General features: G+C 67.8%; 7 protein-coding genes. 5 read left to right on the top strand and 2 right to left on the bottom strand.

What is annotated here, in order from left to right:
• The first annotated feature begins 30 nt into the window (after positions 1-30).
• Positions 31-3,843 carry a translocation/assembly module TamB domain-containing protein gene (locus ACIPR8_RS10400; protein ID WP_446541061.1) on the top strand — a complete coding sequence of 1,271 codons (3,813 nt, stop codon included), beginning with the start codon at positions 31-33 and terminating at the stop codon, positions 3,841-3,843.
• A 94-nt stretch (positions 3,844-3,937) separates the two neighbouring features.
• On the opposite strand, the gene ACIPR8_RS10395 is transcribed toward ACIPR8_RS10400, so the two are convergent.
• Both ACIPR8_RS10395 and ACIPR8_RS10390 read right to left on the bottom strand, forming a co-directional pair.
• A complete protein-coding gene (locus ACIPR8_RS10395) occupies positions 3,938-5,425 on the bottom strand; it encodes a hypothetical protein (RefSeq protein ID WP_446540973.1) in 1,488 nt (495 codons plus the stop codon).
• Complete coding sequence (locus tag ACIPR8_RS10390) at positions 5,422-7,107, bottom strand: Hsp70 family protein (protein WP_446540972.1); 1,686 nt, start codon at positions 7,105-7,107, stop codon at positions 5,422-5,424. Before ACIPR8_RS10390 ends, ACIPR8_RS10395 begins: the two co-directional genes overlap by 4 nt.
• A gap of 210 nt (positions 7,108-7,317) precedes the next feature.
• Here ACIPR8_RS10390 and ACIPR8_RS10385 point away from each other — a divergent pair, with 210 nt between their 5' ends.
• From ACIPR8_RS10385 to ACIPR8_RS10370, 4 genes are all read left to right on the top strand, one after another.
• On the top strand, positions 7,318-9,462 hold the full coding sequence (locus tag ACIPR8_RS10385) for a S46 family peptidase (RefSeq protein WP_446540971.1): 2,145 nt from the start codon (positions 7,318-7,320) through the stop codon (positions 9,460-9,462).
• 149 nt (positions 9,463-9,611) lie between these two features.
• Complete coding sequence (locus ACIPR8_RS10380) at positions 9,612-10,346, top strand: winged helix-turn-helix domain-containing protein (RefSeq protein ID WP_132863969.1); 735 nt, start codon at positions 9,612-9,614, stop codon at positions 10,344-10,346.
• A 330-nt stretch (positions 10,347-10,676) separates the two neighbouring features.
• Positions 10,677-19,529: an SdrD B-like domain-containing protein gene (locus ACIPR8_RS10375; protein ID WP_446540970.1), complete on the top strand. Its 8,853-nt coding sequence runs from the start codon at positions 10,677-10,679 to the stop codon at positions 19,527-19,529.
• Positions 19,526-22,906: a hypothetical protein gene (locus ACIPR8_RS10370; RefSeq protein ID WP_446540969.1), complete on the top strand. Its 3,381-nt coding sequence runs from the start codon at positions 19,526-19,528 to the stop codon at positions 22,904-22,906. The genes ACIPR8_RS10375 and ACIPR8_RS10370 overlap by 4 nt, the downstream gene beginning before the upstream one ends.

The raw sequence follows: 22,906 nt of genomic DNA, 5'->3' as shown, positions 1-22,906 counted from the left end.
GAGGTGAGCCCGGAAGAGCGCGAGGCGCGCATCGCCGAGCTGCGGGCGCGGCGCAGGGCGCGCGTGCGCACGCTGGCCGTGCGCAGCGGCATCACCCTCACCGTGCTGGTGCTGCTGGGGTTGTTCGGCCTGTACTGGCTGCTGCAGACCGTGGCCGGCCGCGAAGTGCTGCTGGCGCAGGTGGTGGCACGCCTGCCGGCCGGCTCGTCGCTGACCTGGAGCAAGGCCGAGGGCCCGCTGGCCGGCCCGCTGATCCTGCACGACCTGGATTTCCGCTACGACGACCTGCATTTCAGCGCCGCCGAAGCCTACCTGGACCCGGACATCCGTCCGCTGCTGGGCCGCAAGCTGCGCCTGGACGCACTGCGCATCCGCGACGCGCACCTGGAGCTGGGCCCGTCGGAGGACAAGCCATTCGAACTGCCGCGCTGGCCGGACGTGCTGCCGGCCATCGAGCTGCCGCTCGCGCTGCAGGCGGACACCATCGTGGTCGATGGCCTGCGCATCACCCAGCTGCAGGAACCGATCATCGACATCACCCGCGTCCGCGGGGGCATCGAGGCGGCCGATGGCGAATTCACCGCCACCCAGCTCAAGGTCAACAGCAACCTGGGTGACTTCCGCATCGATGGCCATTACCTGCCGCGCAAGGACTACCGGACCGACCTGACCGTGCGTGCATTGATGCCGCCGCGACCGGGCCAGGCCGCGGCCCGGCTGGGGCTGGTGGCACGCGGCGACCTGGCGCACATGGAAGTGGCCCTGGCCGGTTACGCGCCCAAGCCGTTGCACGCCAGCCTGGTGCTGGACGGTCGCAACGACCCGGTCTGGAAGCTGGCCGCGCGCAGCGAGGAGCTGGACCTGGGCCAACTGGTGCCCGCGCAGTTCATGGCCGAAGCGCCCGCACCGCTGGCGCTGGACTTCACCGCGCGGGGCCGTGGCGGCAACGCGCAGCTGCAGGGGCGCGTGCGCCAGGGCGAACAGGAACTGGTGCTGGCGCCGTCCAATGTCAGCATCGACAACCAGGTGCTGACCGTCGCGCCGCTGGTGGCCGAGGCCTTCGGCGGCACCGTGCGCCTGCAGGGCAAGGCCGATTTCACCGATGCGCAGAACCCCGGCTTCCGCTTCGCGGTGGTGGCCAACCAGTTGACCTGGACGCCCGCGCCGGACCCGACCGCACCGGACAGCACGCCGGTGCCGATGCACCTGAAGGAAGCGCGGCTGGGCGTGGCCGGCAACCTCAAACAATGGGCGGCGATCGGCAAGGCCGACGTGGCCCGCGACCAGCAGGACGCCAGCCTGGATTTCGACGTGCGCGGCAATGACCAGCAGGCGCAGATCGAACACCTGAAGGCGACCACGCCGGGCGGCGCGCTGGAGCTGGCCGGTTCGGCCGCCTGGGCCCCCGCATTGGCGTGGGACGTGGATGCGCGGCTGGCCAACTTCGACCCGGGTTATTTCGCACCGGGCTGGGACGGCGACCTGTCCGGCACGCTGGCGTCCCGCGGCAAGCAGTTGCCGTCGCCGGCCGGCACCGAGGACCTGCGTTTCGAGGCCACGCTGGATGCGCCGAAGATCAGCGGCCGGCTGCGTGGCCGCAGCGTCGACGCACGCGCCAAGCTGGCCGTGCAGGGGACGCAGGGCGAGGGCGACGTGCGACTGGTGCTGGGCCAGAGCCGCATCGAGGCCAAGGGCAAGGTCGGCGACCGCATCGACGTGGATGCACGGCTGGAGCCGCTGCACCTGTCCGACCTGCTGCCCGGCGGCAGCGGCAGCCTGGCCGGCACCGTGCAGCTGCGCGGCACGCCCAGCCAGCCGGACATCACCGCCAACCTGCAGGGCAGCAGCCTGCAATGGGACGACTGGAAGGCCGGCCAGGTCAGCATCAACGGCCGCCTGCCGTGGGCCGGCGACAACGGCAACCTGCAGGTGCAGGGCAGCGCGTTGGAAGTGGGCATGCTGCTCGACCACGTGCGCGTGGACGCACGCGGCAGCGTGCAGAACCTGCAGCTGGACGCGGAGACGCGCAACGACCTGGGCGCGCTCGCGCTCAGTGGCAGCGTGCGCCAGGCCGGACAGTCGTGGCGTGGCGAACTGGGGGCATTGCGGATCGCGCCGATCAAGGGCGCACCGTGGCAGCTGCGCCAGCCCGCGGCGTTCAGCGTGCAGGGCAGCGCCTTCACCCTGGGCGATGCCTGCCTGGGCTCGGACACCGGTGGCGCGCTGTGCGTGGCCGCCAACTGGCCGCGCGAGGGCCTGCTGCTGCGCGGTGATGCATTGCCGCTGGCGTTGGTGCAGCCGTGGCTGCCGCCGAACTCGGGCCGCCGCATCCATCTGCGGGGCGACATCACCCTGGACGGCAACATCCGCCCGCGTGGCAATGCGTGGGAAGGCAGCTTCAAGGTGGCCTCGGCCGAGGGTGGCATCCGCCTGGGCGACAACGCCCGCGGTGAACTGGTGCGCTACGACCACTTCTCGATCAACGTGGACATGCAGCCCAACAGCATCAAGGGCTACCTCGGTGTCGGCTTCCAGGGCGATGGCTTCATCGACGCCAAGGTGCAGACCGGCTGGGAGCCGAACGCCGCGCTCAACGGCGAGCTGTACCTGAACATGTCGCGGCTGTACTGGATGGAGCTGTTCTCGCCGGACCTGGTACGGCCCAAGGGCCTGGTCGAAGGCCACGTGAGCCTGCGCGGCACGCGCTCGCAGCCCACGCTGGGCGGTGAGGCCAAGTTGAGCGATTTCACCGGCGAGTTCCCCGCGCTTGGCCTGACCCTGAGCGAAGGCGTGGGCAACTTCACCGCGCAGCCCGATGGCTCGGCGCGCATCAGCGCCTCGGCCAAGACCGGCGGCGAAGGCGCGCTGAAGATCGACGGCGGGCTGTCGTGGTTCGGCGATGCCCAGCCGTTGCAGCTGCATATCCACGGTGACAACGTGCTGCTCGCCAACACCAGCGAGATGCGCGTGGTGGCCAACCCGGACCTGAACTTCACCCTGGCCGGCACCGCGATGGAACTGCGGGGCAGCGTGCACGTGCCGGAGGCCGACCTGGACCTGGAGCGCCTGGACCGCGGCACCTCGGTGTCGGAGGACATCGTGGTGCTGGACCCGGTGGACCCGGAGGAAGCGCCGTCCTCGCCGCTGGACATGGACCTGACCGTGAGCCTTGGCGACAAGGTCCGGATGAACGGCTTCGGCCTCAAGGGCGCGCTGACCGGACGCATGCAGGTGCGCGCGCGCCCGGGCCGCGAGATGACCGCCAACGGCGGGCTGGAAGTGAGCGGTCGCTACAAGGCCTACGGCCAGGACCTGACCATCACTGACGGCACGCTGTTGTGGAACTACGGCATCGTTTCGGACCCGCGCATCAACATCAAGGCGCAGCGCGAGATCGGCGACGTCACCGCCGGCATCCACGTCACCGGCCGCGCGCAGGCGCCGAAGGTGGACGTGTGGTCGGACCCGGCCATGTCCCAGTCCGAGGCCCTGGCCTACCTGGTGCTGGGCCGTAGCCTGAGCATGGCCAGCAGCGACCAGGCACAGCAGGTCAACGCGGCTTCGGCGGCGCTGTCGGCCGGTAGCGGCCTGCTGGCCGCGCAGGTCGGTGCCAAGCTGGGCCTGGACGACGCCGGCGTGAGCCAGTCGCGTGCGCTGGGCGGTTCGGTGATCGGCGTGGGCAAGTACATCACGCCCAAGCTCTACGTCGGCTACGGCGTCTCGCTGGTCGGCAGCGGCTCGGTGATCACGCTCAAGTACCTGCTGCGCCGCGGCTTCGACATCGAAGTGGAATCGAGCACGGTGGAAAATCGTGGTTCGGTGAACTGGCGTACGGAGAAGTAAGCCCCCGGCCGTGCATCGCCGGGGATGGGCCGGGCGCGCAGCCATGCCGCGCGGGGGCGTTGCGGGGGAAATGCGTGCCGGGCGTGGCTCGGCACTACGGGGCGTCTTCCGTTGGTATCCGCTCGCCGCGCGTGCGATGCAGGCGGCCCAGGTCGAACAGGCACAGGCCCAGCGTCAGGCCGCCGCTCAGCGCGCCGTAGGACAGGTTCAAGCCGCGCATGATGAACGGCGCGGCGAAGAACAGGCCGATCGCCAGCAGCGGCAGCATCTGGTTGAGCCGCGCCGAGGCGCGCAGCGCACGCCGCACGGCGAGCCACAGCGCGGCACCGCCCAACAGCATGCCCAGGAATCCCAGTGGCGTGGAGCTGAGCGCGATGGCGGCCACGGCAAGCAGCGGAAGCCACAGCCGCATCGCTGCAGGCGTGGGCAGCCAATGCATCAGCAACTTCCACGGCAGCACACCCATGCCCAGCAGCAGCGTGACCGCCGTACCGGTCAGGGCCAAGGGCATCAGCTCACCTGGCGATGGCCAGCCCAGGCCTGCATCCAGGTCGGCGCTGGCTTTCATCACGTATACCGCAACGGGCAGCAGCAACCACAGTGCGGACAGGCCGATGCCGCGGACCAGCCCCAGCAGCACACGATCCTGGCTGAGCCGACCGTCGTCGGTGACCGCGCGCCAGAACCTGACCTGCATCTCGTGCAGCGGCGGGCAGGGCAGGAAAGCGGCCGCGCCACCGAGGTGCCGCAGCGCATTGCGCATCATGTGCAGGCGGGCCGGGTTTGCCGCGCTCAGCAGCGCCTGCAGGTGGCGCCACGGACGGGTCAGCAGCGTGCGGCACCGCCGTGTGTCGGGCAGTGTCGCCGGTGCGTCCTGGTCGGTCTGCAGTTCCAGTGCCAACGCCGCTTCGTTGCCCGCCTGCCAGATCCAACGCTGGCGCAGCGTCTCGCGCATGCCGGCCAGCGTGTCCGGGTCGACATGCGTGCCCACCTGGTCCCAACCGAACGCCGTGGCAAGCAGATCGAAATTGGCGCCGCCGATGGCGTCGCCACCGTGGTACAGGCGGCCGAGGAGCTCGCCACCGGCATCGGCCTTGCCGCTCAACGACCAGAGCTCCGGGCACGTGTCCAGCCAAACCTGGAAGCGGTCCGGTGGCTGCGTGCCGGCGGCGTCGATGATGCGCGCGACCAGCGCGTCGAGGTCGATGGCCGGCGGCAGGACCAGATTGTCCTGTGCCAACCAGGCCGGTTCGGCGTACGGGTGGGTGGGCGCGACGGCCGCGGGTGCGGCACCGGCCAGCACGTCGGCCAACGACTGCGGCTCGATGATGATCTCCCGTGCATCCGGCTGCGCCGTCGGCCATGGGTCCTGGTCATCGTCCGGTGCTTCGGCGTCGGTGGTCGCCAACGCCTGTTGATGGCGCTGCCAGTGCAGGGCGGTCTGGTAGGCCTCGTGCAGGCGCTGGAAGGCCGCGGCGTCATCGTCCGGGCGGTTGCTGCGCAACAACCGGGCATAGGCACGCTTGATTGCGCGCTCGTCGGCGCTGGCATCGAGCTCGAGTACTTCCAGCGCCCAGTTCACTGCAGCCCCTCCAGCTCGTCCAGCGCCCGGCCGAGTTCGCGCCGGTGGCGTTCCACGCGCTGCGCGTCCTGGCTTTCCAGCGCCTCGCGGAACTGCAGCAGCCAGCCCTGCAACTGCTCGCGCTGGTCCACGTGTTCGGAGTACAGGCGCTCGGTGCGCGCGATCAGCGCAATGTTGGGTTGATGGTCACGCGGGTGCACCTTCAACGCCTGCAGTGCCTGCAGGCGTTGCTGGATCTGGTCCGGGGCCAGCACGCCGGGGTTCTGCTCCAGCACCAGCTCGTGGCGCTTGCCGGTGGCGTTCTCGGTGACCTCGACCTGCAGGATGCCGTCCACGTCGTAGGTGAAGCGGGTGGTGACCGAGCGGTCCTCATTGCCGTGGTTGGTCAGCGGAATCTGCAGTTCGCCGAGCTTGATGTTCCTGTCCACCGTGGGGCTTTCGCCCTGGTAGACATCGAAGCGCAGGACCTTCTGCTCGGCATGCACCGGATGGAACACGTCCTCGCGGCTGACCGGCACCACGCTGTTGCGCTGGATGATGGGATGGAAGTAGCCGGTGCGCTCCTTGCCGTCCGGGCCCATCCGCGACACCTGCGTTCCCAGTGTGTAGGGACAGACATCGGTCAGCACCACTTCCCGCAGCGCGCTGTCGCGCGCCTTCATGCCGGCGGCGACGGCCGCGCCGAGGGCGATGGCCTGGTCCGGGTGGATATGGCGCAGTGGCAGGCGCCCGAACATGCGCGTGGCAAGGCGCACGACCATCGGCATGCGCGCCGCGCCGCCGACCAGGATGATGTCGTCCAGTGCCTCGGGCTTGAGCCGCGCGTCGCGGATGGCGCGTTCGATGGGCGTGCGCATCCGTTGCAGCAGCGGTTGGCACAGCTGCGCATAGCGGGCTTCATCCAGATGCCAGTGCAGCTCGCGGCCGCCCAGCGTGAGTTGCAGGTCAACCGCGCTGCGCGCGCTGAGCTCGCGCTTGAGCTGCTCCAGCCGGTGCAGCAATTGCGCCTGCTCGCTGCCGTCGAGCGTCGCCGGGTCGAGTTTCATGTCCTGCCGGAAGGCGTGCGCCAGTACCTGCAGGAAGTCCTCGCCGCCGAGGAAGTTGTCGCCGGCGCTGGCATGGACCTCGACGATGCCGTCGAACAGCTCGAGGATCGATACGTCGAAGGTGCCACCGCCCAGGTCCAGCACCAGGATGCGGCCCTCGCGCTCGCGTTCCTGCAGCCCATAGGCCAGGGCCGCGGCGGTCGGCTCGTTGATCAGGCGCTCGACGCGGATGCCGGCCAGTTCGCCGGCGGTGCGGGTTGCCTTGCGCTGTGCGTCGGAAAAATAGGCCGGCACGCTGATGACGGCCTCCTCGACCTTGTGGCCGAGCGCGGCCTCGGCGTCGGCCAGCAGTGCGCGCAGCACCAGCGCGGACAGCTCCTCCGGGCGGAAGCGGTGGCTGCCCAGCCGGGTCTCGCGGTCGGTGCCCATCCAGCGCTTGAAGTGCGCCACGCTGTCGCCGGGGTGGCTGACCAGCCGGTCGCGTGCGGCCTGGCCGACCAGCACCGCGCCATCGGCGACGCTGACCGCCGAAGGCGTCAACACCTGGCCGTGCGGGTTTGGAAAAAGGACCGGGCCGTCGGCACCGTGCATGCCGATCAACGAGTGCGTTGTGCCCAGATCAATGCCGACGATCATCCCTGATGCCCCTGTTCAAGTTGTCGTTGCGATTGTAGGCAAGCCACCGCCATGCGGAAACACGCCGTGCAACCGGGTGATGGATCGGCATGCAGCACGGGACTGCATGCCGGCGCGGGCATCGGGGCACCGACCATGACCGCTGGCGGTTGCCGCTGTTGGCTGGCACGGCTACTGTCTGGCCCTGTTCTGCATTCCGCTGGAGTACCCATGACCCGCAAACCGCTTGCCGCCGCCCTGGCGCTGGGCATGTCCCTGGCTACCGCTGCCCATGCCAATGAAGGCATGTGGATGCCGACGCAGCTGCCTGACCTGGCCGGCACGCTGAAGGACGCGGGTTTCAAGGGCAATCCGGCCGAACTGGCCGACGTCACCGCGCCGCCGCTGAGCGCGGTGGTGCGGGTCGGTGGCGGCACCGGCTCGTTCGTCTCCGGCGACGGCCTGCTGCTGACCAACCACCACGTGGCCTATGGCGTGATCCAGTACAACGCCAGCAAGGAACACAACATCATCGACGAGGGCTTCATCGCCCAGGGGCGCGCCGACGAACGCGCGGCCAACCCGGATTACCGCGTGCTGGTGACGGTGGGCTTCGACAAGGTCACCGATGACGTACTCAAGGACGCACGCGGCAAGACCGGCCGCGCCTACTACGATGCGGTGGAGAATGCGCGCAAGCGCATCGTCGCCGACTGCGAGGCCGAAGGCGGCGTGCGCTGCTCGGTGGCCAACATGTACTACGGCAGCGACTTCTACCGCATCCGCCAGCTGGAGCTGACCGACATCCGCCTGGTCTATGCGCCGCCGCGCGCGATCGGCAACTACGGCGACGAGATCGACAACTTCATGTGGCCGCGCCACACCGGTGACTTCACCCTGCTGCGTGCCTACGTGGGCAAGGACGGCAAGCCGGCGCCGTACAGCAAGGACAACGTGCCGTACCACCCGCCGGCACACCTGACGATGTCGCTGGACGGGCCGAAGGAAGGCGACTACGCGATGCTGGCCGGTTACCCGGGTACCACCTACCGGCTGCGCACCGCCGCCGAGTTCGCCAACCAGATCGATACGGTGCTGCCGCGCCGCGTGGCGGTGTTCCAGCAGCTGATCGACACCATCGAGGCGATCGGCAAGGACAATGCCGATGCACGCACGCGCTACGCCTCGCAGCTGCAGTCGCTGAAGAACAACCGCAAGCGCGCCGCCGGCGAGCTGGAAGGGCTGCTGCGCAGCGATGCCAAGACCCAGCGTGCGCAGGACGAGCAGGCGATGCTGGCCGCCACCGACCGCAAGTACAACGCCGACATCGATGCGCTGTTCGCCTCGCTGGCGGCCGGTGAGCAGGCCGGTGCCAGCGAGTTCCTGGTGACGCTGATGTCCAGCCAGACCCAGCTGCTGCGCTCGGCCATGCTGCTCGAACGCCTGCGCATCGAATCGGCCAAGCCCGACGCCGAGCGCGAGAGCGGTTACCAGCAGCGCGACCAGGCGCTGATCGAAGGCGTGCTCAAGCAGGTACAGCGTCGCTACGACCCGACGGTGGAGAAGGCCATCCTCACCGCGCTGCTGACCCGCTACCAGCAGCTGCCCGATGCACAGCGCGACGCGCACTACGACAACCTGTTCGGCCGTACCCCGGCTGAGCTGGCCCGGCATCTGGACGAGATGTACGCGCAGACCCGCCTGGGCGACGAGGCGCAGCGCCTGTCGCGCTTTGAATCCGCGCGCAAGGGGGGATTCATCGAGGGCGACGCGCTGGTGTCGGTGGCGTCGGCGCTGGTGATGGCGCAGCTCAACGCCGAGCGCGAAAGCAAGGAGCGCGAGGGCGAGCAGCTGCGCCTGCGGCCGTCGTACATGCAGGCCCTGTTCGATTGGCGTGCAAAGCAGGGCCGGGCGGTATACCCGGATGCCAACAGCACGCTGCGCATCAGCTACGGCAAGGTCGAGGCGCTGCACCCGCGCGACGCGGTCAGCTATTCGCCGGTGACCACGGTGGCCGGCATCGTCGAGAAGAACACCAACACGGTGCCGTTCGATGCGCCCAAGCCGCTGCTGGCGGCCATCGCCAAGGGTGACTTCGGCAGTACCGCCGATCCGGCGCTGAAGACGCAGACGGTCAACTTCCTGACCAACCTGGACACCACCGGCGGCAACTCCGGCTCGCCGGTGCTCAATGCCAAGGGCGAGCTGATCGGCCTGAACTTCGATTCCAACTGGGAGTCGGTCAGCGCCAGCTGGTGGTTCGACCCGCGCTACAAGCGTGCCGTGCACGTGGACATGCGCTACCTGCGCTGGCTGCTGGCCAAGGTCTACCCGGCACCGGCGCTGCTGCAGGAGATGGGCGTGCCGGCGCAGTAAGCCCGGCCGCACCGGCAGAACTGTAACGGGGCCTACGGGCCCCGTTACTGTTTAATCTTCTGACACATGCACCCTCCCGTAACTGGTATTACGCTGGGCTAGAATCCGACATACGTAGGCAATGGTATGCCTTCGAACAGGAGTGATCGGTGCAGCAACAGGACAACATCATGGTGGGCGTCGAGCGGGAGCTGGCCCTGGCGCCACTGCGGATATGGATCGTCGGCAGCCTGGATGTGGTGCAGCCGCTGGTCTGGCACGGCGCGCAGGTGCATGCGCTGGACAGCATCGACGCGCTGTACCGCGAGCTGGCCATCGTGCCGTGCGACATCGTGCTGATCGACACCTCGCAGATCCGCGAGGACGTGGCCAGCACCGTGGCCCACCTGCGCCGTCGCGATGACCTCGGCGTGGTCCTGCTGGTCGATCCGGCCACCCCCGAGGCGGTGGCCGAAGGCCTGTGGGCCGGTGCCGACGCCTGCCTGCCGCAGCGGCCCTCGTCCAACGTGCTGGCGGCCAAGCTGTACAGCCTGCGTCGTCGCCTGCCCGGCGAGCCGGCGCAGGTGGTGGAGGCCAGCGCCGCCCGCCTGCCGGAACAGGGCTGGATGCTGGAATCCGATGCCTGGGACCTGCGCGCGCCGGGTGGCAGCCTGCTGGCCCTGACCGAAGCGGAACGGGCGTTTCTGTCCCTGTTGTTCTCGTCTCCCTCTGAGACGGTGGCGCGTGAGCGCCTGATCGAAGCCCTGACCGACCAGCCCTGGAGCTTCGACCCGCACCGCATCGAAGTGCTCGTGCACCGGCTGCGCAACCGCGTGCGGATGGCCACCGGCCATACCCTGCCGATCCGCGCAGTACGGGGAAGTGGCTACCGCTTGACGGTCTGAATGTATAAATTTCGTTCAGAATAAATTCACGAATTTGAAATTTCGCGCATTCAGCCGAGTTCCGCGGATGCACCGTGATTTCCCTGTGAAAACAAGATGATGGCGATGTGAGCCAGATCACATTATTTGTGTGACGTGAGGAAGTGAAAGTATCCGTCACGCAGCGGCACTGTTTCCGCGTAAGAGCGCAGTGAGAATCCGCGCCGTCACACGCACCTCACGGTGCTGAATTGCGACCCGTTTTGGGGCGGGTCGCTGTTTCGAAGCTCAACGAAACCAAACGGACTGCCTGGACGGGCAGCCCGAGCGCGCGCTTGCAGAGGCTCTCCGGTGAAAAAACAACTTCAGCAGTACACGGTCCGTGCGGGTGATACCGCCGGTAGTCATCATGGACATGGCCGCTCGCCGTGGTACGCGCCCATCGCCCGTGCCACAGCGGCACTGGTGCTGGGCCTGCTGCCTGCGGCCGCATTTGCCACGGTCGTGCCGCAGAACGTGAATCTGCCGCCGAACATGGGCGAGGGCATCGACACCCCGCTGACCATCAGCTGGCTGCGCACCGCCACCGACGCGACCCAGACCAACATCTCGGTAGTGCTGCCGCCCACCGTGGACTTCGTGCCGCCGGCATCGCCCAGCGCCAGCGACTGCGTGTACACGGCTGCCACCCGCACCGTGTCGTGCCCGGTCGCGCCGGGCAACACCGCCACCGCCCCGAGCGGTTCGGTGGGTTTCAGCATCCGCGCGCGCCAGCTGGGCAGCTTCAACCTGACCGCGACCTCGAGCAACAGCGCGACGCCTGCGACTGGCACCACCACCGTCCGTGAGACCGGCAACCTGCAGGTCCAGAAGACCCTGATCACGCCGGACAACGGCCAGGGCGCGACCGGCGGCACCGCCACGTTCGAGCTGCATCCGCGCATCGCCGCCGGCGGCAGCGCACTGCCCAGCGGCGCGCGCATCGTCATCACCGACCAGCTGCCGACCGACACCGCCAACGTGGTCACCGCCATCACCCCCTCACCGGCCAACAGCGCCGTGTGCGAGACCGTGGCCCAGGCCAACAGCGCCCGTGCGTTCAGCTGTACCTACAACGGCCCCATGAGCCTGGCCCAGCTCGACGCCGCCAAGGTCACGGTAACCCTGCGTACCAACGGCCTGGGCACGCACACCAACAACGCGACCATCGCCACCGCGAACGACAACTACTTCGACGCGGACCCGAACGACAACTCCGACAGCGCCAGCTACAACATCGTGCTGGGCACGGACATCGAAGCGCTGGTGAGCTTCCCGTCGCAGCCGCTGGAAGTGGGCACCGCGCAGAACCTGGTGCTGACCTACAAGAACAACGGCCCGCAGACCAGCACGGCCGGTGGCACCGTGAGCACCATCGTTCCCGACGGCTTCGTCATCGGCACCCTGCCGGCGGGCTGCAGCCTGGAGGCCGGCCAGCAGCTGACCGTCTCCGGCACCGTGTATCCCGGCACGCTGGTGACCTGCGATGCCGGCGTGGTCGCTTCCGGCAGCAGCAAGCCCTTCACCATTCCGCTGACGATGCCGCAGACCGGCACCGACGGGCGCTTCCCGGTCGTGGCCACGCCGCCGGCCGCGCTGAAGGACTGGAACGAAGCCAACAACAGCGTGCTCGCGCCGTACCAGATCAACGAGCCCTACACCGACATCGGCCTGACCAAGACGAAGAACCCGTCCAGTGGCCCGGTCAGCCCCGGCGCGCCGATCACCTCCTCGTTCTTGGTCAGCAATGGCATGAACAGCACCAGCGCGGCCAGCTACACGCCGGCGCAGCCGCTGTACGTGGTTGATTACATGCGCCCGGAGGAAATGGACGCCGGCTACGGTGTGAACGGGCTGGCGAACGTCACCCCGGGCTGGGAGTGCACGGTCCAGCGCAACGTGACCCCACCGAACGGCATTTCTGCCGCCTTCACCACCCAGGTGACCTGCAAGACCACCGGTACCGGCTCGATCGCGCGTGGCGACAGCCTGCCGTTGTCGTTCCAGACCCGCGCCACCGCGATCGTCGGCCAGTTGAACCTGTCCAACCGTGCCTGCACCGGCATCACCGCGCTGGGCCAGCTGGGTGTCAACGCGGCCGATGCCGCGCAGCCGGCCGACCGTAGTGCCACCAATGACTGCGCCACCGCCGGCGGCAGCCTGAACCTGACCGACGTCATCGATGACACGGCCTGGGTCAACATCCGCAAGGACTCCTCGGTCGACCAGATCACCTGGCACGATGACGTGGCCGACGCCCCGACCCTGTCCGGCGCCGCCGAGACGGTGTACTGGAAGATCCTGGTGTCCACCCCGAACACCACGGACAAGCCCAACCAGAAGACCATCCCGACCCTGAACCTCACCGACAACGTGCCGGGCGTGCTCAACACCTCGGTGTTCAAGGGCCAGGTGCGGGTGCTGTCGGCGGCCGCGATCAGCGGTAGCGCAGGTGCCGTCAGCTGTCCCGCGCTGGGGTCCGGTGCGCGCAACCAGACGTGTGTGTTCAGCAATGTGGCACCGGGCACCGAGATCGAAGTGGTGCTGGCGGTGGATCGTCCGCTGCAGTCCACCAGTGGCGGCGGCGATCTGACCAACACCGCAACGCTGACCTCGCCCAACGCGGTGCTGTCGAGCCTGCGCGCCGATCGCATGTACTCCGACTCGGCGGCGGTGAAGGTGCTACCGCGCACCGACTACCGGATGACCAGCAAGACCGTCACCCCGAGCGGCACGGTGCTGATCGGCGAGCCGATCTCCTTCACCCTGACCGCGCGCAACCACGGCCCGGACGCGGCGCCGCAGAACGACTTCCACATCACCGACGCCCTCCCGACCGGGACGGCGACGATGGCCGGTGCCACCTACGAGATCATCGACGTGAGCGTGCCGTCCGGCAGCATGCTGGACTGCTCGGCCAGCAACAAGGCCACCGGCGCCATCTCCTGCGTCAACAGCCGCGGCGCGATCGCCGCGCAGACCACCGAGACGGTGACGATCAGCGCGCGCGTCAAGAAGCCAGCCAACCTGCAGGTCGCTGCCGGTGGCGTGGTCTATCCGTCGGTCACCAACCAGGCGTCGGTCGCCAGCCTCGGCGCTGTCTGCCAGTGGCTGCCGGGCGCCTCGACCAGCTGCGACGACGCCGCTTCCAACAGCAATAACAGTGCCGACGTGACCTTCGAGGTCCGCGTGCCGACCATCGACCTGCAGCAGAAGAAGACCCAGGTCTATCCGAACGGCCGCAACACCTTCGTGGTCGGCGACCAGCTGCGCTACCGCCTGAGCACCTTCAACCTGGGGCCGTCGCAGGCCGAGAATGTGGAGGTCCGTGACCGGATCACCGCACCGGCGGGCTTCACCGCTACCTTCGACCGCATCGAGAACGTCAACACCGGTGCGCCGGTGAGTGGCTATGTCTACAAGACCGACGTCGATGTGACCTGCAGCCAGCAGGGCGCGGAACTGGTCTGCCTGCTGAATTCCGTGCCGGCGCTGAACCGCCTGGACAAGGAACACATGGTGGCGTTCGATGTGCTGTTCACCATCGCCGGTGATTCCAGCCAGCCGGTGCTGTTCAACAACATCGCCTACGTGTGCGGCGACGAGACCACCAATTACGAAAGCCAGGGCAAGTGCAGCGCCGACGCAGGCGATGCCGGCAACAACCTGGAGCAGGTCAACGACGTGATCTTCCCGTCGGCCGACCTGGAAGTGGCAAGCAAGACCACCGTGACCGCTGGTCCGGTCGATGTGGGCCAGCCGATCCGCTACGACATCGTGGTGCGCAACGCGCTGGGCAGCCGCGTGGAGAAGATGCGCGTCACCGACACCCTGCCGTCCGGCTTCGAGTGGGTGCATGACGCCGCCCATCCGCTGACCGTCACCGTCAACAGCGGCAGCGCCGCCACGCTGTCGGGCAGCGTGAACACCGTGGCCAGCAAGCCGGCCGCCGGCACCGACAACGTCTGCTACCTGTCCGCAGGCCCGGCGTCGATCACCGCGATGACCCAACAGCAGGCCGTGACCTGCGACCTGGGCGGCAGCTTCCCGTCGGGCAGCGCGAACACGCTGACGCTGACCCTGTGGGCGCGCACCGTACCGGGCGTGTTCACCGGTGCCTATGCGCCGACCAACCACACCAACAAGGCCAGCATCGAACCGGGTCGTGACGACAACGACGAACCGACCTCGGTGGACCTGGTGCCAACCAACAACGAGAAGACCTCGACCACGCAGGTGCAGAACGCCAGCCTGGGCGGGCGTGTGTTCGCCGATGACAACGACAACGGTGACCAGGACAGCGGCGACACCGGCATCGCCGGGGTCAAGGTGACCCTGAGCGGCGTGGACCTGTACGGCAACACCGTGCTGCTGGAGGCCACCACCGATGCCGCCGGTGACTACCAGTTCACCCACCTGGCGCCGTCCGACGCGGCCGGCTACACCATCACCCAGACCCAGCCGAGCGGCTATGCCGCCAATGGCGCGCCGCAGCCGAACACCCCGCGTACGGTGCGCAACGGCACCAGCAACAATGTCAGCGGCAGCTACACCACCAGCAACACCGCCACCACCAGCGTGATCGGCGGCGTGGTGCTGGGTGCCGGCGGTGCCGGCGTGCAGTTCGACTTCCCGGAACCGGCCGAGCGCACCCTGTCCGGCTACGTGTACATCGACCAGGACAACAACAACGTCCTGGGCAGTGCCGATGCGCGCATCGACCAGGCCACCGTCAGGCTGCTGGAAGTGGAAACTGGCCGCGTTCTGACCGCGACCACCGATGCCCAGGGCTTCTACCAGTTCACCGGCCTGACCGCCGGCAAGACCTACGAGTTGAGCGAGCCGCTGCCGGCCACGCCGGCCGGCCTGGTGAACCAGCCGCTGGCGGTCACCCCGGGCAAGATCGGTGGCGTGCTGTGCGCCGCCGCCTGCACGGCAAGCACCACCGGCAGCGAGGACCGCATCAGCGGCATCAAGCTGGTCGCCGGCAACGGCACCGAGTTCAACTTCGGTGAGAACCTGACCACCGTGCTGTCCGGCAAGGTCTACCTGGACCGTGACGACAGCGGCGCGCAGAACGGCACCGAGCCGGGCATTCCGGGCGTGACCATCACCGTCACCGATTCCAGTGGCGCCGTGGTGTGGACCGGCACCACCGACGCCAATGGCGACTACAGCGTGCCGGGCCTGATCGCCGGCCACGAATACACCATCACCGAGACCCAGCCGACCGGGCTGAAGGATGGCAAGGAGAACCCCTCCAACGTCATCCGCATCCCGCAGCTGCCGCCGACCGGTTCGGCCGGCAACAACTTCGGCGAACTGGCCGCCTCGCTGTCCGGTCGCGTGTACCTGGACCAGGCCAATGACGGTCACACCGTCAGCGATCCCGGCCTGGGCAACGTGCAGGTCACCCTGAGCCGTCGTGACGGCCAGCCGGTGGTCGATGTGCTGGGCAACCCCGTGTCGGTGCTGAATACCGCCGCCGACGGCAGCTATGCCTTCATCGACCTGCCGGCCGGTGACTACATCGTCACCCAGCAGGTGGCGCAGCCGGTCTACACCCCGGCCGGCGGCACCCCGGTCACCACGCTCAATGGCATCACCACCGCCGGTACCGTCATCGACGGCACGCCGGGCGTGGCCACGACCGTGCGCGCCACCCCCAGTGCCATCACCGGCGTGGTGTTGAATGCCGGCGGCAGGTCGGTGGACAACAACTTCGGCGAGATCCTGCCGGTGTCCGCCTCGGGCGTGGTGTTCTTCGACCTCAACAACAATGGCGTGAAGGAAGCGGGCGACGCCGGCATCGGTGGCGTGGATATCCGTCTGACCGGTACCGACGACCTGGGCAATCCGGTTGACCTGCCGTTGCAGACCAACGCCGACGGAACCTTCAGCTTCGAAGGCCTGCGTCCGGGCACCTACACCCTGATCGAGCCGACCCAGCCGGCCGGCACCGCGCAGGGCAAGACCACGGCAGGCCAGCTGGACAGCACCAAGGGCAACAGCGGTACCGCCAGCAATGGTGCGGCACCGGAGTCGAGCAAGATCACCAACATCGACCTGACCCGCCCGGGTGATTTCTCCAGCGACAACCTGTTCGCCGAGGTGCCGACCAACAGCGGCATCACCGGCAAGGTGTGGATGGATGCCAACAATGACGGCGTGGTCGATCCGGGCGAGGACGGCATCGCCGGCGTCGAAATGGAACTGACCGGCACCGACATCAACGGCAATCCGATCACCCCCATCACCGTCACCACCGGTGCCGATGGCAGCTACAGCTTCCTCAACCTGCCCCCGGGCGAATACAAGGTGGTGGAGAAGCAGCAGCCGGCCGGCACCAATGACGGCAAGACCAAGCCGGGCAACATCGGCGGCACGCCGATGGGCAACGGCTCGGCAGAAGGCAGCGCCACCGCACAGAACCCGTCGTTCATCGGCACGATCACCGTTGGCGTGGGCCAGGTGTCGGTGGAGAACAACTTCGGCGAAGTGCCGGCCGCCAGCATTTCCGGCAACGTCTACAACGACAGCAACGACGACGGCATCCGCCAGCCTGAGGAAGGCGGCTTTGCCAACGTCACCGTCGAGCTGACCGGCACCGACGACCTGGGCAACCCGGTCACGTTGACCACCACCACCGACGCCAACGGCAAGTACACCTTCGAGAACCTGCGTCCGGGCACCTATGTGGTGACCGAGCCCAACCAGCCGGCTGAAACGCTCAACGGCAAGACCACCGCCGGCAGCACGGGCGGCACGGGCGGCAATCCGTCGACGACCACCTCGGAGATCACCGGCATCGTGCTCAAGCCGGGCGACAAGTCGGTGGACAACAACTTCGGCGAGATCGGCGATTCGCCGGACATGCTGGTGAGCAAGTCGTCCAACACGGTGAAGTTCACCGTCAACAACGTCGCCACGTACACCATCCGCGTGCGCAACGGTGGGCAGCAGGCATCCACGGGCGAGTACATCGTCAAGGACCGCCTGCCGGCTGGCCTGAACCTGGCGGAAGTTCCGTCCGGCAATGGTTGGACCTGCTCCGGCGCGGTGGGCGATGCCCGCTTTGAATGCCGCAGTTCGGAAGTGGTCAACGCCGGTGCGACCTCCACCTCGGACATCACCGTCAAGGTGAACGTCACCGCCGAGGCCGCGCAGGCCGGCACCGTCAACAACGCCGTGCTGGTGGAAGGCGGCGGTGAGAACGAGTTCCGCACCCCGACCACCACCGAGCGCAACACGTTCGAAGGCGATGTGACCCAGTTGCCGGTGTGCGATGCGGCCATCACCCAGAACGTGTGCCGCGTGCCCAATGAAGTGCAGCTGTCCGCATCGGTCGGCGGTACCGTGTGGTACGACATCGGCAGCGATGATGCCTTCCTCGACGGCGGCGATACGCGCCTGCAGTCGTGGATCGTGGAACTGCTGGATGCGGCGACCGGCCAGGTTGCCAAGACCACCACCACCGCCGTGGACGGCAGCTACCGCTTTGGCGACGTGGTGCCGGGCATCAAGTGGAACATCCAGTTCCGTGACCCTGCGTCGGGCGTGTTGTGGGCGTGGCCGGTGAACCAGGAAACCGCCGGTGGCATGGGCGTGTCCTGTGACGCCACGCGTGCCATCAGCGATGGCAGCAGCAGCGCCTGCCGTATCACCGAGAACGGCACCAGCCAGCTGCAGGTCGTGCTCGAAGCCGGCCAGCATCTGCCGCAGCAGAGCCTGCCGGTGGATCCGTCGGGCGTGGTCTACGACGCCATCACCCGTGATCCGGTGCCGGGCTCCATCGTGACCCTGACCCCGGTGGGCGTGTGCAACGGCTACGACCCGAAGACCGCCATCCTCAATGCCGGTGCCGGTGGCTACCGCGTGGAAGGCAACGCGGTGTCGATGACCGTGGGTACGAGCGGCTACTACCAGTTCATGTTCGGCCCGGCCGCGCCGGCACGTTGCGAGTTCCAGCTGACGGTGACGCCGCCGGGTGGCTACCAGTTCGTGTCGTCGCTGATTCCGCCGCAGGAAGGTTCGCTGTCGCCGCTGGGCGCAGCCGGCACCAGCCACCTGGTGCAGCCGCAGGCCGATGCGCCGACCGGTGCGGTGGGCACGCCCACCCAGTACTGGCTGACCGTGTTTGCCGGTTCGGCCACCGCCGGCATCGTCCACAACCACCTGCCGTTGGATACCTCCGCCGGTACCGGGCTGGTCATCACCAAGACCGGTGACCGCCAGACCGCCGAGATCGGTGACACCGTGCAGTACAGCATCACCGTGCGCCAGACCTCCGGCAGTGCGATGGCGACGGTGAACATCGTCGATACGCTGCCGCGTGGCTTCACCTACATCGACGGCACCGCCCGTGTCGGCGGCCGCGCGCTGGATGAGCCGTTCGGCAAGCCGGGCCCGCGCCTGGGCTTCAACCTGGGCCCGATCAACGTCGGCCAGCAGTTGGTGTTGACCTACCGCGTGCGTGTTGGCGTCGGTGCGCAGCAGGGTGATGGCATCAACCGCGCGCAGGCCCATGGTTGCTCGATCACCGGTGGCTGTATCGATCCGGGTTCGATGACGCCGGTACCGGGTTCGGTGCCGTCCAACCAGGCGCAGTACCGCGTGCGCGTCACCGGTGGTGTGTTCACCGAGGAAGCCTGCGTGCTGGGCAAGGTGTTCGTGGACTGCAACAACAACCACGTGCAGGACAACGAAGAGCTGGGCATCCCGGGCGTGCGCCTGTACTTCTCCAACGGCACCTGGGTGATCTCCGATTCGGAAGGCAAGTACAGCTACTGCGGCCTGACCCCCCAGAGCCACACGCTGAAGGTGGATCCGTCCACCCTGCCGGCCGGCTCGCGCCTGACCACCAGCAGCAACCGCAACCTGGGCGATGCCGACAGCCTGTTCCTGGACCTGAAGAACGGCGAGCTGCATCGCGCCGACTTCATCGAAGGCAGCTGCTCCAACCCGCTGCTGGAACAGGTCAAGGCCCGTCGTACCCAGGGCGAGGTGCGTGCGCCGGAGACCGAAACCGGCCAGTCGCCGCTGCGTTTTGAAAGCAAGCCCGCCCGTGCGCCGCAGCAGGCCACGGACTCGGCCAACCAGAGACCGATCGTGCATCCGCGACCCAACCCGCCCTCGGCATCCGCTTCGCAGGAGGTGCAGCCATGAGCCGTCATTCCCTGCGCAAGATGCCGCGCATGAGCCTGCTGGCCTGTGCGCTGGCCACCGCCGCACTGCCGGCCATGGCGCAGAACGTGGGTACCAGCTCGCGCTTCACGCCGGTGTTGGGTGATGCCACCACGTTGTATCCGCGTTCGCTGGTCACCACCGATACGCCGCCGGAAGTCGTCGCCGCCCGTTCGGGCCAGGCTGACTACAGCGGCAATGTCGGCGTGGACCGCGTGTCGGTGGAAGTGGACCGCGACGGCATCCCGGCCGATGGCCAGACGCCGGTGCATATCACCGTGCGCCTGCTCGGTGCCGACGGCAAGCCGTTGGCCGGCAAGAGCTACGCCACCATCGAAAACAGTGGTGGCCGCCTGCGTCTGCCGGGCTCGCGCACCGATGAATTCGGTCCGGGCGCAGCCGATGCCGACAAGGTCATGCCGGGCGTACAGGTGGAAGTGGAAAACGGCGTGGCCGAGTTCGACCTGGTTGCGCCGCATGATCCGCAGGATGTGCTGCTGCGCATCACCGCCGGCGGCCAGACCGCCGAAGGCACCATCGGCTTCCTGCCGGAAATGCGCGAGCTGCTGGCGACCGGCCTGATCGAAGGCATCGTCAATTTCCGCAACAAGTCCAACGCCAGCCTGATCTCGCCGGTGCAGTACAACGACGCCTTCGACCGTGACATTCGTCGCTGGGAGAAGACGTTCAACAACGGCAAGGCCAATGCCGCCGCGCGCACCGCGTTCTTCGTCAAGGGCCAGATCAAGGGTGAGTACCTGCTCACCGCCGCCTACGATTCGGACAAGGATGTGCGCGGCCGCCTGCTGCGTGACATCCAGCCGGAAGAGTTCTACCCGGTGTACGGCGATTCGTCGCTGCGTGGCTTCGATGCACGTTCGGCCGAACGCCTGTACGTGCGCATCGACAACAAGCGCAGCTACCTGCTGTACGGCGATTTCCAGACCGGCGACACGCTGGCCACCACCAGTGGCATCGGTGGCAGTGGTCCGATCCCGCAGCGCAGCCTGAGCACCTACAATCGTACCGCCACCGGCCTGGGCTGGCATTTCGAAAGCGAGCGCGTGCGTACCAACGTGTTCGCCATCGAAGACTCGCTGCGGCAGATCATCGAAGAGTTCCGCAGCCAGGGCAGCGGTCCGTACGCGCTGCGCAACAACGCCGTGCTGGAAGGCAGCGAGCGCGTGGAGATGATCGTGCGCGACCGCAACCAGCCCACGCGCATCGTTTCGGTGAAGCCGCTGGCGCGGCTGGTGGACTACAGCTTCGAGCCGTTCTCCGGCCGCATCCTGCTCAACCAGTTCCTGCCTTCGTTCGACAGCGACCTCAACCCGGTGTCGCTGCGCATCACCTATGAACTGGACCAGCAGACCGAGAAGTTCTGGGTGGTGGGCGCCGATGGCCAGTTCAAGCTGACCGACAAGCTCGAAGTGGGCGCCTCGGCGGTGGAAGACCGCAACCCGTACGCCGAGTTCAAGATGGGCAGCGTCAACGCCGGTTACCGCTTCGGTGAAAACACGATGCTGGTCGCCGAGTTCGCCCGCACCCGCAGCGAGGTCAACACCAACTCGCTCAACCAGGTCACCTCGCAGGGGTTGAAGGACGTGGTGGGTGAGGTGGAAGGCGATGCATGGCGCGTGGAATTCGCCCATGACGGCGGCAAGTTCGACGCCCGCCTGTTCGCCGCACGCACCGATCCGGAGTTCAACAACGCCGCCTCGCCGTTGTATGGCGGCCGTGGCGAGTACAGCGCCCGCATGGCCTACGCCGTGGGCCCGCGCCTGGAGCTGTACGTCGAAGGGCTGCGCAGCGAAGACCGCAACCCGGATGGCGGCAAGCGTGACGCCGGCGGCGCGGGCGTGCGCATCGGTGCCACCGAGCGTCTGACCGTGGACTTTGGCCTGCGCAGCATCCGCGAGACCATCGGCGTGACCTCGCCGTGGTCGTCCGGTGCGCCGTTCGGCCAGACCGGCGGACTGACCGGTGGCTTCGCCACGGGCGGCGGCGGCGGTGCGCTGGGCTACGGCCAGCAGGCACTGGACCCGGCCACCGGCCTGATGGTCATCAACGGTTCGTCCAGCGGCAGCCCGATCACCAGCGACCTGCCGATCGGCACCAAGCTGGAATCGGACAGCGCACGCATCGGCCTGGGTTACCGCTTCAGCGACAAGTTCAGTGGCGGTGCCGAGTACGAACAGAGCGTCAGCGGTGAAGACCGCAACCGCGTTGCGGCGGGCGTGGACTATCAGGTGTTCGAGCGCAGCCGCCTGTACGGTCGCTACGAAAAGCAGACCGGCCTGACCAGCGCCTATGGCATCACCACCACCGACCGCGAGGCCGATGCGCTGGTGTTCGGTATCGACAGCAGCTACATCCGCGACACGCAGGCCTTCTCCGAGTACCGCATGCGTGACTCGATCAGCGGCCGCGACGTGCAGGCGGCCTCGGGCATCCGCAACAACTGGGACATCGCCCAGGGCCTGCGCCTGAGCAGCTCGGTCGAACGGGTGAACGTGGTGGCCGGCGATACCGGCGACAGCACCGGCCTGGCGCTGGCGTTGGACTACACCGCCAATCCGCTGTGGCGTGGCGCGATCCGTGGTGAACACCGCATATCCGAGGACGTGCCGGGCACCACGGCGAATGAGGCCTTCAACACCACGCTGCTGCAGTTCATGGTGGCGCGCAAGTTGAGCCGCGACTGGACGCTGCTGGGTCGCAACTACCTGCTGGCCACCAACTACGATGACCGTGGTGACGTGCTGCAGGATCGCTTCCAGCTCGGCCTGGCCTACCGCGACACCGACCGCAACCGGGTCAACGCGCTGATGCGCTACGAGTACAAGCTCGAGCGCGACGAGAGCGGCCTGACCCTGCTCGACGGTGAAGTGGTGGATGGCACCAGCCAGGACGTGCGCACCCGCGCGCATATCGTCTCGGCGCATGCCGACTGGCACCCGTCGCGTCCGTGGTGGCTGACCGGCCGCATCGCCGGCAAGTGGCAGCGCGACCAGTTCGCCTACAGCGACGGTGGTCGCGTCAACAGCAGCTTCAATGCTGTGCTGGTGTCCGGCCGCGTGGTCTACGACATCACCGAGAACTGGGACATCGGCGTGCTGGGTTCCACCTTCCGTGGCCAGTACGGTGCCAACCAGTACGCCTACGGCCTGGAAGTGGGCCGCCTGTTGCGCCAGAACCTGTGGTTGTCGGCCGGTTACAACTGGACCGGCTTCGAAGGCGACAGCGACCTCAACGGTTACGAGTACACGCAGCAGGGTGCGTTCCTGCGCCTGCGCTTCAAGTTCGATGAAGATCTTTTCCGTCGGGACCCGGTTCGTTACCGCGATCCGGCCCGCTGA

Source organism: Stenotrophomonas sp. LARHCG68, assembly GCF_052871705.1.
The sequence above is the reverse complement of the archived record's forward strand: the minus strand, read 5'-3'. Positions and strand labels throughout refer to the sequence as shown.